A 21,371-nucleotide genomic window follows, 5' to 3' on the forward strand; every position below is an offset into this window, starting at 1 on the left:
TTTAGGAGAATGAGCGATGTTGCTTCTCTTACAATTGACGATTTTGAGTCTCTTACTGCTGACGTTAGGATTTATCGGTGTCTCGCTCTGGATCTGGTTAATCTATGGTGCGATCGTACTCTTCACGTTGCAATCACCCATCTGGCTCTGGAGCCTATACGCTGCGATCGGATTAGTTCTAGCAATCCCTCAGATCCGGCGACAAGTGCTCACAAAGCCCATTATGAAGGTCATTCGGGTGCCAAAAATTTCGGACACTGAACGAGCAGCCATTAATGCTGGAACAGTGTGGGTCGAAGGTGAGTTCTTTTCGGGTGTTCCAGATTTTGAACGAATGAATCAGGCAGCCTATCCAGAAGTTACACCCGAATTGCAGACCTTTCTAGATGAGCAGGTCGAACAAGTCTGTCGGATGGCAACAGACTGGGAGATCCAGCGCCATAAAGATTTACCGATCGAAGTATGGCAATATCTCAAGCAAGAACGATTCTTTGGCATGATGATTCCCGTCGAATATGGCGGCTTGGGCTTCTCGAACTTTGCCTATAGCACTGTGATGGCAAAACTAGCTTCACGATCGTTTATTCATACTGCAACTGTTGGAGTTACAAACTCTCTTGGTCCCGCTAAGCTTTTGCTCAATTATGGAACTTCAGAACAAAAAGAATACTACCTGTCTCGACTCGCAAGCGGTGAGGAGATTCCTTGCTTTGCCTTAACAGAGCCAACTGCTGGATCAGATGCCGCAAGTATCACAGCTAAAGGAATCGTATTTCGGGGCGACGATGGCAAGCTGATGGTGCGGTTGAATTTCCGCAAACGCTATATTACTTTGGGCGCGATCGCAACTTTAATCGGGCTTGCCTTTAAGCTATACGACCCCGACAATTTACTCGGCAAAGGTGAAGATGTTGGCATTACCTGTATTCTGATTCCCGCGAATACAGAGGGCATGATTCTCGGAAAACGGCATGATCCGATGGGAGTTCCCTTCTACAATTCTCCTGTGGAAGGGCAAGACGTAGTTGTTTCCGTTGATCAAATCATTGGAGGAGTAGAGCAAGCAGGACAAGGCTGGAAGATGCTGATGCAAGCCCTAGCAGCAGGGCGAGGCATTAGCTTTCCGGCAAGTTGTACAGGGGTTGCGAAGTTAGTCGCTCGCGTTACAGGAGCTTATGCCAAAGTCAGACAGCAATTTGGTAGCTCGATCGGTCGATTTGAAGGTATCGAAGAACCCCTGGCTAGAATTGGCGGATTAACGTACGTGCTCGATGCGGCTCGAATTTACACCGTTGGTGCAGTCGATGCGGGTGAAAAACCTGCGGTCGTTTCTGCGATCGCAAAATATCAATTCACAGAAACGACTCGCAAACTTGTGAATGATGGCATGGACATTTTGGGCGGTTCAGGTATTTGTCGCGGACCGAGAAATCTACTCGCAAACTTCTACACTGCGATGCCGATTCCGATCACAGTTGAAGGATCGAACATTCTCACCCGCACGCTGATGATCTTTGGGCAAGGCGTAATGCGCTGTCATCCTTATCTCTATGCAGAAGTAATGGCGATTGAAACTGGAGATGCGATCGCATTCGATCAGGCTTTGTGGAAGCACATTGGATCAATATTCCGAAATACGTTTAGAACACTATTACTGAGCCTATCACGCGGCTATCTTGCATCTGTCCCAGGGAACAAGTCCACAAAGCGCTACTATCAAAAGCTCGCTTGGTCTTCTGCAATGTTCGCATTCCTCACCGATTTCCTATTGATTCGGTTTGGCGGAGCGCTGAAACGACAGGAAAAACTAACAGGAAGACTTGCAGATTGGTTGTCATGGATGTATTTAAGTATTGCAACATTAAGACGATTTGGGGCAGAAGGATACAAGGCAGAGGATTTAATCTTTGTCCAATGGGCGATGAACTATAGCTTTGCTCAAATGCAACAAGCTTTAGAAGGAATTCTCGTCAATCTGCCGATTCCTAGCATTGCTAAATCCATTCTCCTAAGCCTTGTGAGAATCAATCCACTCGGCACGCTCCCAACTGATACACAGGGAAGTTATGTAGCACAAGCCTTACAGACGACAGGAGAAGAGCGAGAGCACTTAACGTCTGGCATCTACCTTCCGAAGCATCCCGATGAAGCCTTGGGACGCTTAGAGCAAGCGCTCAAGCTCTGTGAACAGGCTGAAGCGGTCATGAGCAGGGTTAAGCAAGCAATCCGAGCCGGACAGTTACCTCAAGGAAAGGTAGAAACATCGATTGAGGCAGCATTGAAGACTGAAGTGATCACGAAAGCAGAAGCAGACTTACTTCGAGCAGCAGAATCTGCACGATTCGATGCAATTCAGGTCGATGCCTTCACGCTCCAGGAGTATCAAGGCAATGGGTTACAGGTGCCGCAGTTCTCAACAATCCTTGCTCAGAAAAATGTCACCTGAGTTCCAAATCATAGACGGTTGAAGAGGAACTATCCCAAATTACTCTGACCAATGAGAGATATTCGCTAGGGATCGACAATCCTATCAAAACATCATTACAATAGTACGTAGACAGACATCATCAAACCTCTAACTCAACATGGTTTCTGTATGATGTTTTGTAACTAACGCTGCATTGTTTAATCTGTCAACTTAGCTGTTGTCAGCGATCGCTATCAAACACCCTCATGTTTTTAGATGAGAAGTAACTGGAGTATGGTGCTCTCATAGTATTTCTAATTCAGCGATTTGCTGACAACCAGTCAATTGATGGAGCTACTCGTTTGACTGAAATGAGAAAATCAAATGCTAAATCTATCTAAACTACAAGAATTCATTAAGCCAGAGGCGGATTGTCTGGCTAGTTATGTTTTAGAGATGTTAACCGCGATCGAAGTTGATAAGTTCCGACCATCGTTCGCTCATCTTCCAAAAGATCCCTACTTAGAAGGTAACTATCGATTTAGGCGGCTCTCTCACTTCAAGATTGTAGGAGATCGATTAATCAAGTTACCTCACCGTCGGTTATTCCAGAGCAGGCAATACAATCCATTATTAGGCGACGTAGTTCGAGAGTATTCTGAGCTAGATGATGAGTTAATTCAGCTAGAAGAGTTTCAACGATTGGTTTGGGAGTTTTTCCAGTTTTGCCAACTGTGTTCGACTTCCCAAGAGATTGGAGTTCATCAGATTCGCACCACTGCATCTCCTCACCAATCTGGTAATCCGGCACCAGAGGGAATCCATCGAGATGGGGTCGATGTGGTTGGCATTTTCTCAGTCGATCGCAACAAAATCGAGGGGGGTGAAACTCATCTTTATCAATCAAAAGACGACAAGCTTCCAGCATTTACCAAAGTCTTAAATCCAGGAGAACTTCTCGTCTTTAGGGATGCCCAATACTTTCACTACACATCCCCAGTCAATGTGCTTACAGATGAGCAAGGGACTAGAGATGTGTTTGTTTTAACCTGCCCAGGGCTATTCCCGCCTGATGAGAATTGAGTTTGGAGCGTCCTATGACTATTTTTGATCTAGACTGGATTCGCGCCCAATTCCCCGCTCTACGTCAAGAAATGAATGGGTATCCAGTCGCATTTTTGGATGGACCTGGCGGGACTCAAGTTCCGCAGGGAGTAATTGATGCGATCGCGAACTACTTCACTACGTCGAATTCTAATTTGCACGGAGCTTTTGCGACCAGCGTACGAACTGAGGCTTTAGTCGAACAAGCACGGTCAGCCGTTGCGGATTTTCTGAAGTGTGATCGTGATGAAGTTGTGTTTGGAGCCAACATGACGACGCTGACGTTTGCAATTAGTCGATCAATTGGTCGAGAATTGCAGCCTGGGGATGAGATTGTTGTGACAACGCTTGATCACGATGCCAATGTCGCGCCTTGGTTAGCACTTCAAGAACGAGGTGTCATTGTTCGCACAGTTGATATTCATGAGAGCGACTGCACTCTGGATATGCTGGATTTAGAACATCAGATCACGGAACGCACAAAGCTAGTCGCGATCAGCTATGCCTCAAACGCAGTTGGTACGATCAACGATGTTAAAAGAGCAGTTCAACTCGCTCATGCTGTAGGAGCATGGGTATTTGTTGATGCAGTTCACTATGCACCTCATGGGTTGGTTGATGTTCGATCGCTAGACTGTGATTTCCTCGTTTGCTCTGCCTATAAGTTTTTTGGGCCGCATGTTGGCATTCTCTACGGCAAACGAGAGCATTTAGCTCGTCTACAGCCTTACAAGCCTCGCCCTGCTCCTGAAGAAGTTCCATTTCGATGGGAAACCGGAACACAAAACTTTGAGGGACTGGCAGGAGTTGTAGCCACGATCGAGTATTTAGCTGAGCTAGGGAGACGCGTTTCACCGATCGTTACCAATCGGCGAAGTGCTCTTGCTACAGCAATGATAGCCATTCAGACTCATGAACAATCGCTGTCTGAATATTTGATTCCTCATTTGCTCGAAATTCCTGGAGTGACGCTCTACGGCATCACGGAGCGATCGCAATTGAACTGGCGTACGCCGACATTCGGACTTCGTATTGCTGGCTATTCTCCTGCTGAAATTGCAAAAATATTAGGCGATCGCGGTATTTTTGCCTGGAATGGAAACTTCTATGCTCTGAATCTCACTCAACGGCTCGGCATTGAGAACAGTGGAGGACTGGTGCGAATTGGCTGCACTCACTACAACACGATAGAAGAAATTCAGCGCTTGCTGCATACGCTGCACGATGTCGCTCAGCCGAGTGTCGTAGCGTGAGCAGATACAGCTTGATTTGTAAGGTTTTGCAAGTTGGGGGAATGGGGAGAAATAATCCTCTATCCCCCCATTTTACGAGTGATTTAGGATTGCTATAAACGCTAGAAGCCTTGAATATAGGAAGTTACAATTTCATAACTGCTGAACGCATTCGGTCGATCGCGACTTGAAGATTTTCTAATGAATTTGCATAAGAAATTCTGAGATAGCCATCGCCAAATTTACCAAAGGCTGTGCCTGCTAGGAGTGAAACGCCTGCTTCATTGAGAAAGTAATCTGCTAGTTCATTGCACGACAAAGGTAAATCTTTCACATTTGGAAAGACATAGAATGCACCCGCAGGCTTGAGACAATGAATTCCTTCGATCGCGTTTAAACCATCGACGATCGTATCTCGTCGGTGCTTGAACTCAGCGACCATTTGATTGACAAAATCTTGTGAGCCTCGCAGCGCTTCAATGCCAGCCATCTGAGTAAAGGCACAAGTACAAGAATTGCAGTTAATCATGAGACGAACAATTCCCTCAACAAGATGTTTAGGAATCACACCATAGCCAAGCCGCCATCCTGTCATTGCATAAGTTTTAGAATAACCATCGAGTAGAATAGTACGAGCTTTCATCCCAGGAAATTGAATCAGGCTAATATGTTTACCTTCATAAAGAATCCGAGAATAGATTTCATCAGAGAGAACATAAAAATTATGTCGATCGGCAAGTTCTGCGATCGCTGCTAAATCTTCAGCTTGTAATAACCCTCCGGTGGGATTTTGAGGAGAATTGAGAATGAGTAAGCGAGTTCGATCGGAAATTGCATTGATCAAATCATCTAAATGAAAGCGAAACCCAACATCTTCGCGGAGTGGTAAAGGAATTCCTCTAGCACCGACAAAATTGATCACCGATTGATAAATTGGAAAGCCTGGATCTGGATAAATTACCTCATCGCCTTCATTGACTAACGCCATGAGCGTAAAGAAGATAATCGGCTTAGCTCCAGGCGTAACGACTACTTCGTTTGGGTGAACTTCGATATTTCTGCTGGTTGAAATATGTTCAGCGATCGCTTCTCGCAATGCGAGCAATCCCGCTGCCGGAGTATAGCCCGTATAGCCATCTTTCATCGCCCGGAATGCTGCTTCACAAATCGGAAATGGCGTGGGAAAGTCGGGCTGCCCAATTTCTAGATGAATAATCGATCGTCCTTGAGCTTCTAGCCGTTGTGCTTTGGCAAAGACATCAAAAGCAGATTCTGTTCCTAATCGGCTCATGCGTTCTGCAAGTTCCATGCGTGACACCTCTTTGAGTGAATTGTGTTGAATTGATCGCGCAGAACTCGCCGCATGACTTTATTCGATGAAGTGCGAGGCAAAGCTTCTACAATCACCAAGTCGCAAATTTTGAATAACGGATTGAGGCGTTGAGTGATCGCGGTTTGTAACACAGCTTTGAGTTCTGCTTGTGTTTTCTGTAGGTTCGGCTCAACAACGGCATACACAACAAGCTGGCTCGGCCCACTTTCAGAAGTTGGAATGCCTTGAGAATAGTATGGAGTGCTAATCGCTGCGGTTTCACGAATGCCTACAACCGTGTTTAGCACTTGTTCAATCTCTGCTGAACTGATTTTAATTCCACCCAAATTCATGGTGTCGTCCGCCCGACCGCCCATCTGATAGTAACCATTCGGCAATCGCTTCAGATAATCCCCATGCCGACGCAAAGACGATTGATCAAGACCATCAGCAAAATAGATCTGATGATGGTCTTTATTCAATAATTCTGTAGAAAGCCCGATCGAAGGTGGAATGATAAAAGCTTCTCCTTCATCTGCGGAATGACCATCAGCATCTAGAATTGTAAAATCTAAGCCTAGCGCAGGTGTTGTAAAAGTTGCTGGAATACAAGGCTGTACCAGAGTGCCCGTGATGTAAGCTCCGCCAATTTCTGTCCCACCACAGTATTCAATGACTGGCTTGTTGCTCGCAAGAGACATTAAATACTGCATATCTTGAGAATTCGAGCATTCGCCTGTCGAACTAAAAGCTTTAATCGCGCTCCAATTCAATTCCTGCATACAATTCGTCGTTTTCCAAACTCGGACTAAACTCGGTACAACACCCAAGATAGTAACCTGAGCAGCTTGGATAAATTGACCATATTCTCGCGTCGTCGGTGCGCCATCATAAAGCGCGATCGTAGCTCGGTTCATCAAGCTTGCAAAGATCAGCCAAGGTCCCATCATCCAGCCTAAATTGGTTGACCAAGCAACGACATCGCTCGGATGGATATCTTGGTGCAAATGCCCATCAACTGTACATTTGATCGGTGTTGTTTGTGTCCAGGGAATGGCTTTAGGCTCTCCGGTTGTGCCAGAAGAAAACAGGATATTAATATGGGCTGTGGGAGACATAGGAACCGCATCAAAGATCTCATTCGGACTGAGAAAATCACTCCAAGTTAAGTCGCAAGATCGCAATTCAACCGTTGAAGCTGAGTGTTGAGAAAGTACGATCGCTTTTGGAGCATTCGCTTCAATAACCTTGCTATAAAGCGGTAACTGCTTTCCACCCCGACAAATGAAGTCCTGAGTAAAAATTTCTTTAGTGTTCGCGATATGTAATCGAGTCGCAATTTCAACTGCTGCAAAACTATCCGCGATCGACACAACAACACAACCCGCTTTGATAATTCCTAAGTAAATTGCGACAGATTCAGCCGTCATCGGCATCGCGATCGCAATTGCATCACCAGGCTGAAATCCTAATTCGACTAAGCTATTTGCAACCCGATTCGTAAGTGACTGTAATTGCTTGTAAGTCCAAGTGTGCAGCGAACCGCCTTCTGATTGAAACACGATCGCGGTTTTATCTTCACTAGCTTGAAAACAGCTTTCAACAATATTTAATCGAGCATTCACAAGCCATTGCGAAAACTCTACACCCTGTGATAAATCAACAATCTGCGTATACGGCTCCTGAAAACGAATTCCAAGCCGTTGAATCATCACATCCCAGAAAGCTGCACGATCGCGAATTGACCAAGAATGCAGATCTGCATAGGTGTGAATCTTCAAATCCTGCATCAGTGCTGCAATATTCGTTGCCTGAATTTGTTCGATTGATGGAACCCAGACAGGAGAGAGTTCTTGGTGCATGGTTGCTTCCTCTCAATGAGTGCGATCGTGCTCTAACCCATTCCAAAAAACAGCGATCGCATCTAGAATTTGTTGTCCTCCCTGAATGAATTTAGTGCGATCGAACTCTGGCTTGAAGTACACGGCTTCGAGTTCCTCTAACGTATGTTCTGCATGTTGAGCTTCCACACGATTATGCCAAGTAAAGAATGCTAAATGCAGAGAGGGATGCCGAGTTTGCTTGATGCGCGTCAACCCATCTTCTAGCTCTTGCCAGAACCCTGCTGCTGCCCAATTCTCAACTGCAAAGCTAGCACCCTCCGCTACATTCGGATCATCACTGCCATAGAGCCGTTGCAATTCATCACAGAAATGTAGTGTGGCAGGGCTACCGTGCTTACGTTGCCCAATCTCCTCATAGTGCAAGCCAATTCCTTCTGCAACCGTTGCTAACCATTCAAAATGAGCAGCCCGAAAGCGACAGATTCCACCATCAACCGTTCCTTCTGTGCTGACCACTTCAGGATCACCTTCTCGATCTTTTTCCTCCTCTGTTTTAACGGTTTGAGCATTGTCTGTCCCTTGCAACTTGCGATAAATCACACCTAGCTCATTTAGTAAAACCTCGCGGCTTGCTCGTGATTGTTGAAGCGTTGGAGAGTTAATGACTTTCAACAATGCTGCAATCAGAAATTGATTCGAGAACACAGAGAACTGACGAATAAAATACCGTAATTGCTCATCTGTAGCTTTGCCTGCTTGAAACCAGCGTGTATAAGCGTTATCTGTGATAATCGGATGCCGCAAAAAGTCGCACTCAACTTGTTGAAGAAAGTCCTGAAAGTCATCAACTTGTTGTTGAGTTAATTTCCCCTGATGCAAGCGCTCCTGAATTCGATCGGAGATCGATAAATGTGTCGAGAGAGTAGTGAGAACCGGAGACATAGAGAAAGTGTCCTTCTTGTGAAACAAACCTGGCTATTAAAATGCACTGAATTGTGAAACAAACCTGGAATTGCCTTTAAGCAGCCCAACTATAGGGATATTGCATATCTTCTAGCTCCACTGCTTGTCGAGTCAGTTTTAGCGGACGAAACGTATCGATCATGACAGCAAGTTCATCCGTGCGCTCTTTACCGATCGAGCCTTCATACATGCCGGGATGTGGCCCATGCGGAATGCCGTTCGGATGTACTGTCATCGACGATCGCTCAATCCCCTTACGGGACATAAAATTGCCCTCAACGTAGTAGAGAACTTCATCCGAATCGACATTGGAATGATTGTAGGGCGCAGGAATGGCGAGCGGATGGTAGTCAAACAACCGAGGAACAAACGAACAAATGACAAACCCTGGCGCTTCAAAGGTCTGATGTACAGGTGGTGGTTGATGAATGCGCCCAGTCACGGGTTCAAAATCAGCAATATTAAAGGCATAAGGATAAAGATAGCCATCCCAACCTGCCACATCGAGCGGATGATGATGATAAAGATAGGTCGTAATGCGATCGCGCGCCTTAACTCGCACTTCAAACTCACCCATCTCATCGTGAGGAGTTAAGGTTTCGGGTGGGCGCAAATCTCGTTCACTATAAGGTGCATGTTCCAGAAATTGCCCATATCGATTCAGATACCGAGCAGGCGGCTCAATATGTCCTTGAGCTTCGATGACTAACATGCGCTGAGCCGTACTACTATCCGGCAGAATTCGCCACATCACTCCAGTTGGAATCACCAAATAATCGCCCGGATGATAGTGCAGTTCACCGTACTGGCTTTCTAGTAAACCACTCCCTTCATGAATAAAGATGACTTCATCCCCATGAGCAAATCGATACCAATACGACATTGGCTCTGTCGGTTGTGCGACTGAAATACAGACCTCTCCATTTGCCATCAGAGGAATGCGAGATGCGATCGCATCTCCTTTACTCAATGCTTTCTGAGTCTGCAAATGACGATGACGAAGTGCCCCAATCTCTTCAAACTCAAGCGCGATCGTTTGCTCCAGAAACACCTTATAAACTTGCGTTGGCGGGTACAAATGATAGAGCAGCGATTGAATACCCGTAAAGCCGCGAATCCCCATCAATTCTTCGTGATAGAGTGAACCATTTGACGCACGAAATTGGGTATGTCGCTTGTGGGGAATTGTACCGAGCCGATAATAGTACGTCATTGCTGGATACCGTGATTTCTAACTTCTGCCTAGAGATTTCCTCGCAGGGCTTGTTCACGTTCGATCGCCTCAAATAAAGCTTTGAAATTGCCTTCACCAAAGCTTTGAGCACCATGACGCTCAATGATTTCAAAGAACAAAGTCGGACGGTCTTCAACAGGCTGTGTAAATATTTGGAGTAAATAACCCTCCTGATCGCGATCGACTAAAATTCCGAGTTCTGCTAGACGATCAATCGATTCATCAATCTTGCCAACTCGTGTTTCTAAATCTTCGTAGTAGGAGCTTGGTACATGCAGAAACTCAACGCCTGCTTGCTTTAGTTTGGTGACCGTCTCCACAATGTTGTGAGTTGAGTAAGCAATATGCTGCACTCCCGCCCCTTGATGAAATTCCAAATACTCCTGAATCTGCGATTTTCCTTTTCTTAAAGCAGGTTCATTAATTGGGAGTTTAATCTTGCCAGAGCCATCTTGCACCACTTTCGACATCAATGCTGAATACTCAGTCGAAATCGCCGCATCATCAAAGCCAACCAACAGCTGAAAGCCCATTGTGTCAGCAAAAAACTTCACCCAATGTTCCATTGCACCTTGTTCCACATTGCCGACAATATGATCAATAGCTTGAAGCCCTGCATCATGATTTGGTAGCGCTGAATGTCGAGCTTGAAACTGGGGTGCAAAAATGCCTCGATAGTTCTGTCGATCGACAAACTTGAGAAGTACATCTCCGTAAATATGAATCGCTGCATATTGCAGAATTCCTGTTTCATCTTCGACGCGAGTCGGCGGTATTGCAGCGATCGCTCCTCGCGCAGTTACGTGTTGATAAGCGTCTGTCACGTTGGGAACCTGCACGGCAATCACAGCGACATGATCGCCGTGCTTCAACACACTCTGAGCAATCGGATGATCAGAATTCAGCGCTGTACTGAGAACTAATCGAATTGCGCCTTGCTGCATGACATACGAAGCAACTTTGCGACTCCCTGTTTCTAAGCCCCGATACGCTATGTTTGTGAATTGAAAGAACGTTTCATAAAAACTTGCTGCCTGCCTTGCGTTGCCAACATAAAACTCAAGGTGATCAAAACATAAAATAGAAAATAACTCAGCCATTAGGTTCCTCCTTAGTAGAGGAAAGGTAAATAAAATTAGCCCCTCTCAGCCGAGAAGAATGCATCAAGAGCCTTACTCTTACATACAAGCCCTGTAGAGAAGCAGACAAAACGCCTGAAAGCCCCTTCGCTTCACTTGCCTGTGATTGGAAGTGACAGGCGGAACAATGCAAAGAACTTTAACAGTCAGTGAGGTCAAGAACCAGTGACGCCTAAAGTAGCTAGCAAGAATCAAGAAGAAGTTGTGAAAATTTTTGAATCTGATAGATAGCTACCCAACGGGTTTGAAGCGCTGTTTAGGATAGAGTTCCTGAGGCTTCTCAAAATCAGTTACTAGAACCAATCTGAGAAGCCATAATTAGATTATAGATTTAACTTTTCAGAATTGCTAATCACAAGGATAGATTTAAGAGAATGCTGAAGACGTACATCAAATCTTCAAGTTGCTGATTAGAGGAGGTATCACCGAGTGTTAACGTCGCTCAAACAACTTCTCACACGGATTGTAGACTATGCCGGACTCTTTCCCCCTGCACAGCTAAGCTTACCTGAAGCAATAAATATTTACGATCGTGCTCACGCTTCTCCACATTGCTGGATGCTCGATCGCTTCGTCTTGCCTGCTGCTCGCCTTCTAGAGTTCATCAAGCTTTTACCTTCTGAGAATGCCGCTTCATCTCAGCGCTACTCATTAAGCGTGATTGTGTCTAGAAACTGGCGATCAGACTTGGAGCAGATATATCAACTCACTAAAACAGAGCCTTCTATTCGTATTAGTGCCTTAGAATTTGCCCCACTCTCACCTATTGAGATGCAGTCAATCAGGCTAGAAATACCGACTGAAGTAGATACTTTTTTTGAAATTCCGTTTAATGTTGATTTAGAACCCTATCTGGATATTCTGCACCAAATCGGAGCAAGCGCAAAGTTGCGAACAGGTGGTGTCCCGATCGATGCGTTTCCTGATAGTACGCAACTGGGACAACGCATCTTATCCTTAGCAAATGCTAGAATTCCCTTCAAGGTAACAGCTGGATTACATCATGCCATACGAGGTCATTGCTTCACTGATGCTTTGAACAGAACTTCTACAACAATGCACGGCTTTTTGAATGTTGCGATCGCTTCAGCTTTTGCCTATCAACAAGCTATCCCACTGCATGAAGTTGTGGCAATCCTTGAGGAATCGTCGATCGATGCATTCCAACTGAGCGATATCGAAATTGGCTGGCATGAGTTCTCGCTTCCAAGATCAGCGATCGAGTATTCTCGACAGCAATTCTTTCGATCGGTCGGTTCTTGTTCTTTTGAAGAACCAATTCATGACCTTTATAACTTGAAACTTTTATGACCTGCGCGATTGATTTCACTCACGATCCAAATTTGCGGAGTTGGGTTCACTCTGCAAATCAAGCCGACACTGATTTCCCAATTCAGAATCTTCCTTTTGGAATATTTCAAGCCCAACATCGTTCTGAAACACCGCATATTGGCGTTGCGATCGGCGATCAAATTCTCGATCTCATGGCTTGCCAGAAACTTGGGCGACTTGAGGAACTACCAGAAGCTCTGCAAGCTGCCTGCTGTGCTTCGACCTTAAACTCATTGATGGCGATGGGGAAGCCAGCCTCGTTACGCCTGCGCCATCATCTCAGCCAATTACTTCGTGTCGGACAAGCTCCCGATAGCAGAATCCTTGTTTCGATGTCAGACGCACAATTGCTTTTGCCTGCCACGATCGGCGATTACACAGATTTCTACGCTTCTATTTTTCACGCAACCAATGTGGGTAAGCTATTTCGCCCCGACAATCCCCTACTGCCGAACTATAAATATGCCCCGATCGCGTATCACGGACGAGCATCATCCATTGTTCCAACTGGCACTTCAATCAAACGTCCCCACGGTCAGCAGAAACCAGCAAATCGCTCAACTCCGACATTTGCCCCGACTCAAATGTTGGACTACGAGCTTGAAATTGGTTGCTTTGTAGGCAAAGGAAATGACTTAGGAGACACTATCTCGATCGATCAAGCAGAAGACCACTTATTCGGCTTATGCCTTGTAAATGATTGGTCAGCGCGAGACATTCAAGCTTGGGAATACCAGCCCCTTGGTCCTTTTCTGTCTAAAAGCTTTGCAACTACACTCTCTCCCTGGGTTGTGACGATGGAAGCTCTTGCCCCATTTCGAGGCGCTGCATTTACAAGGTCAGTCGATGATCCGCCAATTCTGCCTTATCTCATGTCATCTTCTAATCAAAGTACAGGTGGGATTTCCATAAAACTAGAAGTCATATTGTCTTCTGCAAAAATGCGTCAAGAGAGCATCGCCCCCTTGCGCCTAAGCCAGAGCAACTTCCAACATATGTATTGGACAGTGGCACAAATGTTAACCCATCATGCGAGTAATGGCTGCAATCTTCGCCCTGGAGATTTATTTGCTAGCGGAACAATTTCAGGCAATGAAACAGGGACTCAAGGCTGCTTGTTAGAACTCACGCAACGAGGAACACAGCCGATCACGCTTCCAACGGGAGAAGTGCGATCGTTTCTAGTCGAAGGAGATGAAGTTACGCTTCAGGGCTATTGTGAAGAAAAGGGGTACGTCAAGATTGGGATGGGTCAATGTCAGGGCAGGATTGCGCAAACTTAATAGTCAATTAAATCGTTGTCTTCTGCTTTCTAGGAATATTTCGAGCTAAAAACTGCCGCTTCACAATTTCATAAGCTTGTTTGTAAATCTGGAAGTCTGTCGGTTTTTCGATCTCTGGCACACTTCGAGTCACGGTATGAAATGCTTGGACGATCGCATTCAATCCAGCGATCGCATCTTCTTGAGGAATCACGATGTGAACTGAATCTTTACTAAATTTCGTGGCATACTCAAGAGCACTGCGCCTCGCAAGTTTCTCGATTTTATTTTCGTGAACCAGCCGTGCAACTTCAGTCAAATCCACTCCAATAATCCGAGCAATGCGATTTGCTGTGCGTTCATCAGGATTGCTTTCTTTGCGGCAAATCCAGCCAAGTCCTGCTCTTGAAATGTTCACATCTCTCGCAAGTTGGCTCATGTTAGTCTGCGGATTTTTTTCGAGATAATTTAAAACTAAAATTCCGAATGCTGAACATTCTTCCAAACGAAGCTTTAATGGGTTCATGACTAAACCATATCGCTTTAAGCGCAGGGGATTTACTTCATACAGTAGGTCGAAGATTTTTCATACTCATCTATCGATTGTTAGACATAAACTGAATCATTAATTGCCTCGTAGAAAAACCCCAAGAGGTAGACTGACTTGCAACCTCAGACGGGTGAAATCAGCTGAGCAACATCTTTACTCTTAAGCAAAAGTAGAGCATTTACTTTAGAAGTTAGGACATGCCCTATGGCACTTCATTAGGAAAGTTGTCCAGATCTCCACCATTCGGAAAGATTTTGCAGACAGATTCTTCACCCAGAGTTTTGTCCGCATGACTTCGATATCCACTTATTACTCAGGAGGATACCGTGAACGTTTTTCAACACAGTCGCAAGGTTCTCGCAACCATTGCGCTCGTTTTCGTTGTGCTATTTACCACTGCATGTAGTGCTGCAACTGCTAAAGCACCTCCAACCAATGCTTCTGCACCCATTACCCGCAGTTATAGCCAGCTTGAACGCGGCAATTCAGGAGTAGGACAAGATTTTGGCAACTGGGTTGTGACGACCAGCAAAGGTTTGATCAAAGATGCCTACGTGCGCGACAACAATAAATTAGGGGTTGTGATTTCTCCACAAGTGCGTCCGACCGAAGTCAAAGATCTGACTCGATCGCTGACGCAAGGATTTCATAAAAACTTTCCCAATCAAGATCTCACGGTCTTAGTTTATGCCCCGGACAAGCAGTTGATTCTGACGGCTCAGTATGATCAACAGTCCAACAAGATTCAATATCAGTCTGCAAGTTAGTAACGTATCTACAGTATTTAGTGATTTGACCAGGAGAAATGATCATGTCGAGTAGTGACGCTTATAAGCGCCAAGTCATGCAAGATTTGGCGGGTGGAAATACCGAGAGCATTGACGAAGAAAGCACTTCACAGAACTATCAAAATTTTGATGATTTTGCTCAACGATCGACAAGAGATGAACGTCATCAGATCTTTAGCCGTTCTTTCAATCCAAATCAGGTGCCCTCAAGCCAGATGGAACCCGAACTGCAAAAAGCGATCGCGCAAATCAAACCCAATGAGCGAGATGATGTGGCGCGAGAATTTTTCAGCCATCTTAAGAAACGCGGCATTCACGATCGCGATTTAGAAAAGCAACTTGGACTATCGACCCATCACCCAAGTCGCATGAGTGCAGATGATGTCAGTAAACTGGCTGCCTTTGTGTATCACAATCACCCGGATATTTTTCATGATGTGTTAGCCGATCAACCTGCATTGGTGAAATTCCTGAGTAATCCGGTTGTCGGTGCTGCCTTTGGTGCGATCGCAGCAAAATGGTTGGGTCATCGGTAAATTCAGAACTGAATTCATTCAGTTCGAATTCTTCCCAGTTAGCCTGTAAGGTACTAGCGCTCCGACTACTTTAGCTCATGGATAAGTGGTGGTCGGAATGCGCTGTACTCTATATTTTAAGAGAGCCAATGTCTCAAAGGACGCTTTAAAGACAACAGAGAATGTGGATTTTGAGCAGAAATTGAGACGCAATGCGGTTCAGTGGCGAGACGAGATACAACGCGGATCGGGTAAGGTTGCTTTTTCAGGCTGGCGCGGAAACCAAAAGGCAGTGCGTTTACAGACTTCTATCAGCATCAGCATCACTGGGACTTCGATCAATACCCCGACAACGGTTGCTAGGGCGGCTCCAGAATTTAAGCCAAATAAAACAACAGCGGTGGCGATCGCAACTTCAAAATGATTGCTTGCTCCAATCAGTGCAACGGGAGCTGCATCTTCATAAGGCAATCGAAGTTTCAGAGCAGCAACATATGAAATCAGAAAAATAAAATTGGTTTGCAAAAAGAGTGGGACTGCAATCAGCAAGATGTGTAGGGGATTGCTAACAATTAATTCTCCCTTAAACGCGAACAGCAGAATCAAGGTGATCAGTAGGGCTGAAATTGCGATCGGGTTCAGGTACTTCAAAAACTTTTGCTCAAACCACGCTCGCCCTTTGTGTTTCAAAATCCAGTGGCGCGAGTAAATCCCAGCAATTAATGGCAAACCAACATAAATGGCAACGGAAAGCGCGATCGTTTCCCATGGAACAGCTAAATCATTTGCTGCCAATAACCAACGCCCCAAAGGTGCATACAGAAACAACATCACAAGTGAATTTACCGCAACCATCACTAAGGTATGACCTTGATTGCTATAGGATAAGTAACCCCACATCAGCACCATTGCAGTACATGGCGCAATTCCCAACAGAATCGTTCCAGCAATGTACGAATTCGCTAACGTCACTTCGCTGCCTCTGATCACCTCAGTTCCAGTCAGCAAAGGACGAAACACTCCTCCTAAAAATCCTTGAGCAAAAGCAACCATCGTAAACGGCTTAATGAGCCAGTTCGCGACTAGGGTTAAAATCACAGGAGTCGGAGCGCGAACGGCTTGCTTAGCTTGTGAAAAGTCGATCTTCACCATGATGGGATACATCATGAAAAATAAGCAAACCGCGATCGGAATTGATACTTGATAAAGGCTCAGTGCATCTAGCGTTGTTGCAATCTCCGGAAACAGTCTTCCTAGCACAATGCCGATACCAATGCACAAAAAGACCCAAAGAGTTAGATATTTCTCAAAGAAGCTCAATGCACTGCCAGCTTGTACGGGAACAGTATTCGTCGATCGAGGATTGAGGCTCATCGCATTAGTCTCCGTCTTTTGCTTTCCAAGCGATCGCTTTACTCGGCTTTGGGGTTGGCAATTTGAGAGAAATCAGTGCAGCAGCAACAACAAATGCGGCTGAAGTCCACAAGCAGCCGATCAGCCCAAAGCTTTGATAGATTAGCCCTGATAAAACGGTTCCTGCCAATCGTCCTCCAGAGTTTGCCATATAGTAAAACCCAACGTTCAGAGCGACTTTATCATCATCTGTATACGCGAGAACCAAGTAAGAATGTACGGCTGAATTGAACGCAAAGACAACACCAAAAATCAGTAAGCCACCGACGATCGCAGAGTTTGGATCGACCCCAACAGCAAGCGCGATCGCGATTAAGGCAGGTACGATCGTCAAAGTAACCGTCCAAAATCGAATCGTACTCGTCGAGGGCGGACGACCCGACCCAAATCGCTGAATTAACGCAGGGGCAGAGGATTGAACAATTCCGTAGCCAATGACCCAGAGCGCCATGAAGCTACCGACTTGGTAGAATGACCAGCCGAGTACTCCACGTAGGAACACAGGTAAGCCAACAACAAACCAAACATCCCGAGAACCAAAGAGAAAAAATCTTGCGGCTGACAAGATATTGATTTCGCGACTCTTAGAAAACAGTTGTGTAAATTTCACCTTGGCTTTGATCTTGCCCATACCTTTCGGCAACATCAATCCAGTGAACATCAAGACAAACAATCCACCTGCCATCCACCACAGCGAATTGACAAAGCCGATCGATGCAAGTAGCGCAGCGCCTAGAAAGAATCCGAATCCTTTGAGCGCATTCTTTGATCCAGTGAGAATTGCAACCCATTTGAACAATGAAGACTGTGCATCTTGGGGCACAACCAATCGGATCGCACTCTTAGAACTCATTTTCGTCAGATCTTTTGCAATGCCAGAAAAGGCTTGAGAGACCATCACATATCCAACTGCAAACCATTGCGCCCAGTTACGATCGAGAAATGACAACATCACCAATGCAAAGATCTGCAACCCGATTCCTGCATAGAGCGTCACTTTTAACCCAAGTTGAGAGCCGATCCAACCTCCGAAGAAATTAGTCACAACTCCAAACACTTCATAAAACAGAAAGAGAAATGCAACTTGCAACGGCGAGTAACCAATCTCGTAAAAATAGAGCAGAACTAACAATCTCAATGCGCCATCAGTGATTGTAAATCCCCAATAAGCAAGCGTCACGAGGATGTAGTTTTTTAGGTTGGCATTATGAGCCGTTGTAGATGACATAGGGCAATGATAAAAGGGTTAATTCAAACTCAATGCAACTTTTCGAGCCAGTTCGACCATACGATTCGAGTAGCCCCATTCGTTGTCATACCAAGCCAAAATTTTCACTTGGGTTTCATCGACAACCATTGTGGAGAGGGCATCAATAATCGACGATCGCGGATCATCTTTATAGTCGATCGACACCAACGGACGTTCTTCGTATCCCAAAATGCCGTTTAACGAAGTTTCCGAGGCTGTTTTGAGCAATTGGTTGACTTCTTCAACACTGGTCGATCGCGCGACTTCAAACACGCAATCTGTCAGCGAGGCATTGAGCAAGGGAACTCGCACTGCTAAACCATTCAACTTACCATTGAGTTCCGGATAGATTAGCCCGATCGCGGTTGCTGATCCTGTAGTTGTTGGAATGAGCGATAAGCTTGTGGCTCTCGCACGACGCAAATCTTTATGGGGAGCATCAACGATCGTTTGAGTGTTGGTATTGTCGTGAATCGTTGTAATGATTCCATGCTTGATGCCTAGCCCCTCATGAATCACTTTCACTACAGGCGCAAGGCAATTGGTCGTACAAGATGCGGCAGTTAGGAGGTGATGCTCATCCGACTGATAAAGATGGTCATTGATTCCCATGACAATATTGAGCGCTCCTTGTTTGACGGGAGCCGCGACAATCACCTTTTTCACTCCGCGCTTGAAGTAGGGATCAAGTGTTTCAGGAGTGCGAAACTTACCTGAACATTCCAGCACGATATCAACGCCGTAATCTTCCCAAGGGACTTCACCGGGTTTCGCATATTCGCTGAAGGTCACAGGTTGTCCATCAATGAGAATGCGATCGCTTCCAGCTTCGACATCGGGTGCCCATCGCCCATGCACTGAATCAAATTTGAGTAAATGAGCGGCAGTTTCCGCTCCGCCTTTGACTTCGTTGATGTGAACAAATTCAAATTCCGACCAACCCCAAGCAGCACGGAAATCGAGCCGTCCAATCCGACCAAAACCATTGATTCCAACTCGTACAACCATGTGCCTCACCTTAAAGCTACTGCTTCATTTCAACTTAAATTAGAATAACGTTAGAGTTATTCTAATGCAATACTTCAATTCAGAGCTGTTTTAGATAAATCAAATCTAAAAAACTTGTTTTGACTTTCCAGAGTTGTGACGACTTCGCGACGTATCGATCGCAATCTTGCTCAACGCGATTCCTAAAATACAGCTTGTTTACGAAGGAGTTCACTAATCGTCAAATCAGGCTGAGGAACCCCATCAAATACTGTTCCTACCTTGCCTTGATAGAAGTGCAGGTTCGTCAATCGGTAGCCTTCATCCGGCAGTGGAATGTATCCGACCTGGGTGACAAACCGTTTAGCATTGTCGAGGTAGTATGTTACGAACGCTTGCAGTTCCGGTTTACGCTGTGCAGCAGTAATGTTGACGTAGATAAATAAGGGACGAGAGAACGGGCGATACTGCGCTTTCTCAACCGTTTCGCGTGAGGGTAAAACTGCACCACGACCTTCATAATCAACAGCAAGGGCTTTAAGTTCATTTTGCTGAGCTTCATAGTACGAAAGCCCAAAGTAGCCTAGAGCATTGGGATCTTTTAGGACTCCCGCGACTAACTCATTGTCATTCTCGCTGGCGGTGTAATCTGTCCGGCTCTCATTTGGCTTTCCGGTTGTGACTTCATTGAAATAGTTGAATGTTCCAGACTCTTTGCCTGCACCATATAGTTTGAGTGGTTGGTTTGGGTAGGAGGCGCGAACCTGGTTCCAGTTCGTAATTTTGCCTTGAGCAGCAGGTTCCCAAATCTTCTTCAGTTCGGCAACCGTAATATCTTTTGCCCAAGTATTTTGCGGATTAACCACCAGGGTAAGGGCATCAAACGCAATCGGTAGCTCATAGAAACGCACTCCTGTTTTTCCACAAGCCTCGATTTCTTCTTTAAGAATCGGGCGAGAAGCATTGTTGATATCGATTTCACCAGCACAGAATTTTTTGAAGCCGCTGCTTGTGCCAGAGAACTTAACGTCGATCGCACCCGCTTTGTCCCCTTTTTCTTTGCGATACTCTTTCGCAGCGACCTCCGAAACTGGGTAAACTGTGCTCGATCCATCGATTTTAATCCCAGAGTAAGTCGGCACAACTGGGTTTGGCACATCTGCTCTTACAGGAGTAGAAGACTGGGATGGATTAGAGTCAGTTGCCTGATTCGAGGAGGTACACCCAACTAATCCAACCGTCATGACAAATCCAGTCCCTAGCAAAAACTTGAAGAGAGTTGAGGTCTGCATTTTCATAATGAAGCTCATTGATGCTTCAATAATTAACAGCTCAATCATTTCAAATAAATTTGATTTGCTCAAGTGTGCTACAAAACATTCTGCTTAAGAATTGTAAAAAACTTGATGGATTATTCCGAGTCGCGACAGCTTCGAGCGGGTAAGATTGGGCTGAAACGGCGAAATTCAGCGAGGTACTGTTCGAGGACAACGAACTGTGGCAAATTCAAACTGTAATAAATCCAGCGTCCTTCTTGCCGAGACTTGACCAACTGAGCTTCTTTCAATGTTTTAAGATGAAAAGAAAGCTTTGATTGGGTGACGCTTAAAGCTTCACACAGATCACAAACGCAAAGTTCGCGATCGCGCAGCAAATCTAGCACTTGAACACGCAATGGCTCAGAGAGTGCATGGAAGCCCACAATCACTAAATTTGATGAAACCTCGGTCGCTTTAGCCATCAAGTTTTCTCAGAATGACGATTAAAAGAGTACTTCTCAGTTTAGCCTGTAAATCAACGAAAAAGCGAAAAAGCACGCCTGTAATCAGATCAAATTAATACCGCATCATCCGTGACAGTATGAACATCACTGCCGAGGTTATATTTGCGATCGAACGAGAAGAACAATTCCATCCACTGAAATTGCTGCTTATTACGATTAAAGTGTCACATAGATTTCTTTCTTTCTAAAATCCCAATCTGGGGAATTAGACAAAGTCGGACGGGCCAAATCCGTCTCAAGCTGAGATGGCGGGCTTC

At 45.4% G+C, this 21,371-nt stretch carries 18 protein-coding genes; 7 read left to right on the forward strand and 11 right to left on the reverse strand.

Features of this window, described 5'->3' with window-relative positions; genetic code table 11:
- Nucleotides 1–16 precede the first annotated feature (16 nt).
- From OU814_RS02470 to OU814_RS02480, 3 genes are all read left to right on the forward strand, one after another.
- The gene (locus OU814_RS02470) at nt 17–2,446 is read left to right on the forward strand and encodes an acyl-CoA dehydrogenase (protein ID WP_268180186.1); all 2,430 of its coding nucleotides are present in this window, start codon (nt 17–19) and stop codon (nt 2,444–2,446) included.
- A gap of 345 nt (nt 2,447–2,791) precedes the next feature.
- Nucleotides 2,792–3,490: a 2OG-Fe dioxygenase family protein gene (locus OU814_RS02475; RefSeq protein ID WP_268180188.1), complete on the forward strand. Its 699-nt coding sequence runs from the start codon at nt 2,792–2,794 to the stop codon at nt 3,488–3,490.
- Between the two features lie 14 nt (nt 3,491–3,504).
- Complete coding sequence (locus OU814_RS02480) at nt 3,505–4,764, forward strand: cysteine desulfurase-like protein (protein WP_268180190.1); 1,260 nt, start codon at nt 3,505–3,507, stop codon at nt 4,762–4,764.
- A 124-nt stretch (nt 4,765–4,888) separates the two neighbouring features.
- On the opposite strand, the gene OU814_RS02485 is transcribed toward OU814_RS02480, so the two are convergent.
- The 5 genes from OU814_RS02485 to hppD form a co-directional block, all read right to left on the reverse strand.
- Entirely contained in the window at nt 4,889–6,052 is a 1,164-nt protein-coding gene (locus OU814_RS02485) for a pyridoxal phosphate-dependent aminotransferase (RefSeq protein WP_268180192.1), read from the reverse strand.
- Nucleotides 6,031–7,917: an AMP-binding protein gene (locus OU814_RS02490; RefSeq protein WP_268180194.1), complete on the reverse strand. Its 1,887-nt coding sequence runs from the start codon at nt 7,915–7,917 to the stop codon at nt 6,031–6,033. The genes OU814_RS02485 and OU814_RS02490 overlap by 22 nt, the downstream gene beginning before the upstream one ends.
- 12 nt (nt 7,918–7,929) lie before the next feature.
- Nucleotides 7,930–8,841 carry a DUF3865 domain-containing protein gene (locus tag OU814_RS02495; RefSeq protein WP_017290686.1) on the reverse strand — a complete coding sequence of 304 codons (912 nt, stop codon included), beginning with the start codon at nt 8,839–8,841 and terminating at the stop codon, nt 7,930–7,932.
- 76 nt (nt 8,842–8,917) lie between these two features.
- Entirely contained in the window at nt 8,918–10,075 is a 1,158-nt protein-coding gene (locus OU814_RS02500; protein WP_268180197.1) for a homogentisate 1,2-dioxygenase, read from the reverse strand.
- Between the two features lie 29 nt (nt 10,076–10,104).
- The gene (gene hppD, locus OU814_RS02505; RefSeq protein ID WP_268180199.1) at nt 10,105–11,196 is read right to left on the reverse strand and encodes a 4-hydroxyphenylpyruvate dioxygenase; all 1,092 of its coding nucleotides are present in this window, start codon (nt 11,194–11,196) and stop codon (nt 10,105–10,107) included.
- A gap of 468 nt (nt 11,197–11,664) precedes the next feature.
- Between hppD and OU814_RS02510 the strand changes: the two genes are divergently transcribed.
- Nucleotides 11,665–12,546, forward strand: coding sequence for a hypothetical protein (locus OU814_RS02510; RefSeq protein WP_268180201.1), 882 nt, complete (start codon nt 11,665–11,667; stop codon nt 12,544–12,546).
- Complete coding sequence (gene fahA / locus OU814_RS02515) at nt 12,543–13,850, forward strand: fumarylacetoacetase (protein ID WP_268180203.1); 1,308 nt, start codon at nt 12,543–12,545, stop codon at nt 13,848–13,850. The genes OU814_RS02510 and fahA overlap by 4 nt, the downstream gene beginning before the upstream one ends.
- Before the next feature lie 7 nt (nt 13,851–13,857).
- Here fahA and OU814_RS02520 read toward each other — a convergent pair whose 3' ends face one another.
- Nucleotides 13,858–14,355, reverse strand: a complete 498-nt coding sequence (locus OU814_RS02520; protein ID WP_017290681.1) for a helix-turn-helix domain-containing protein — start codon at nt 14,353–14,355, stop codon at nt 13,858–13,860.
- 350 nt (nt 14,356–14,705) lie between these two features.
- On the opposite strand from OU814_RS02520, the gene OU814_RS02525 reads away from it, so the two are divergent.
- Both OU814_RS02525 and OU814_RS02530 read left to right on the forward strand, forming a co-directional pair.
- A complete protein-coding gene (locus tag OU814_RS02525) occupies nt 14,706–15,146 on the forward strand; it encodes a hypothetical protein (protein WP_268180205.1) in 441 nt (146 codons plus the stop codon).
- A 44-nt stretch (nt 15,147–15,190) separates the two neighbouring features.
- Nucleotides 15,191–15,703: a hypothetical protein gene (locus OU814_RS02530; protein ID WP_190651782.1), complete on the forward strand. Its 513-nt coding sequence runs from the start codon at nt 15,191–15,193 to the stop codon at nt 15,701–15,703.
- Between the two features lie 198 nt (nt 15,704–15,901).
- Here OU814_RS02530 and arsB read toward each other — a convergent pair whose 3' ends face one another.
- The 5 genes from arsB to OU814_RS02555 all read right to left on the reverse strand — a co-directional run bounded on the left by arsB (nt 15,902) and on the right by OU814_RS02555 (nt 21,072).
- Nucleotides 15,902–17,056 (reverse strand): ACR3 family arsenite efflux transporter, encoded by a 1,155-nt coding sequence (arsB, locus tag OU814_RS02535; protein WP_268180208.1) that lies wholly within the window; start codon nt 17,054–17,056, stop codon nt 15,902–15,904.
- Between the two features lie 4 nt (nt 17,057–17,060).
- Nucleotides 17,061–18,323, reverse strand: a complete 1,263-nt coding sequence (gene arsJ, locus OU814_RS02540; RefSeq protein WP_190651779.1) for an organoarsenical effux MFS transporter ArsJ — start codon at nt 18,321–18,323, stop codon at nt 17,061–17,063.
- A gap of 18 nt (nt 18,324–18,341) precedes the next feature.
- A complete protein-coding gene (locus OU814_RS02545; protein ID WP_017290677.1) occupies nt 18,342–19,352 on the reverse strand; it encodes an ArsJ-associated glyceraldehyde-3-phosphate dehydrogenase in 1,011 nt (336 codons plus the stop codon).
- Nucleotides 19,353–19,534: 182 nt separating this feature from the next.
- Nucleotides 19,535–20,671, reverse strand: a complete 1,137-nt coding sequence (locus OU814_RS02550; protein ID WP_268180211.1) for a PstS family phosphate ABC transporter substrate-binding protein — start codon at nt 20,669–20,671, stop codon at nt 19,535–19,537.
- Between the two features lie 71 nt (nt 20,672–20,742).
- On the reverse strand, nt 20,743–21,072 hold the full coding sequence (locus OU814_RS02555) for an ArsR/SmtB family transcription factor (RefSeq protein ID WP_017290675.1): 330 nt from the start codon (nt 21,070–21,072) through the stop codon (nt 20,743–20,745).
- Nucleotides 21,073–21,371 lie beyond the last annotated feature (299 nt).

It is taken from the genome of Leptolyngbya sp. GGD (genome assembly GCF_026735145.1).
GTDB classification, from domain to species: Bacteria; Cyanobacteriota; Cyanobacteriia; order Leptolyngbyales; family Leptolyngbyaceae; genus Leptolyngbya; species Leptolyngbya boryana.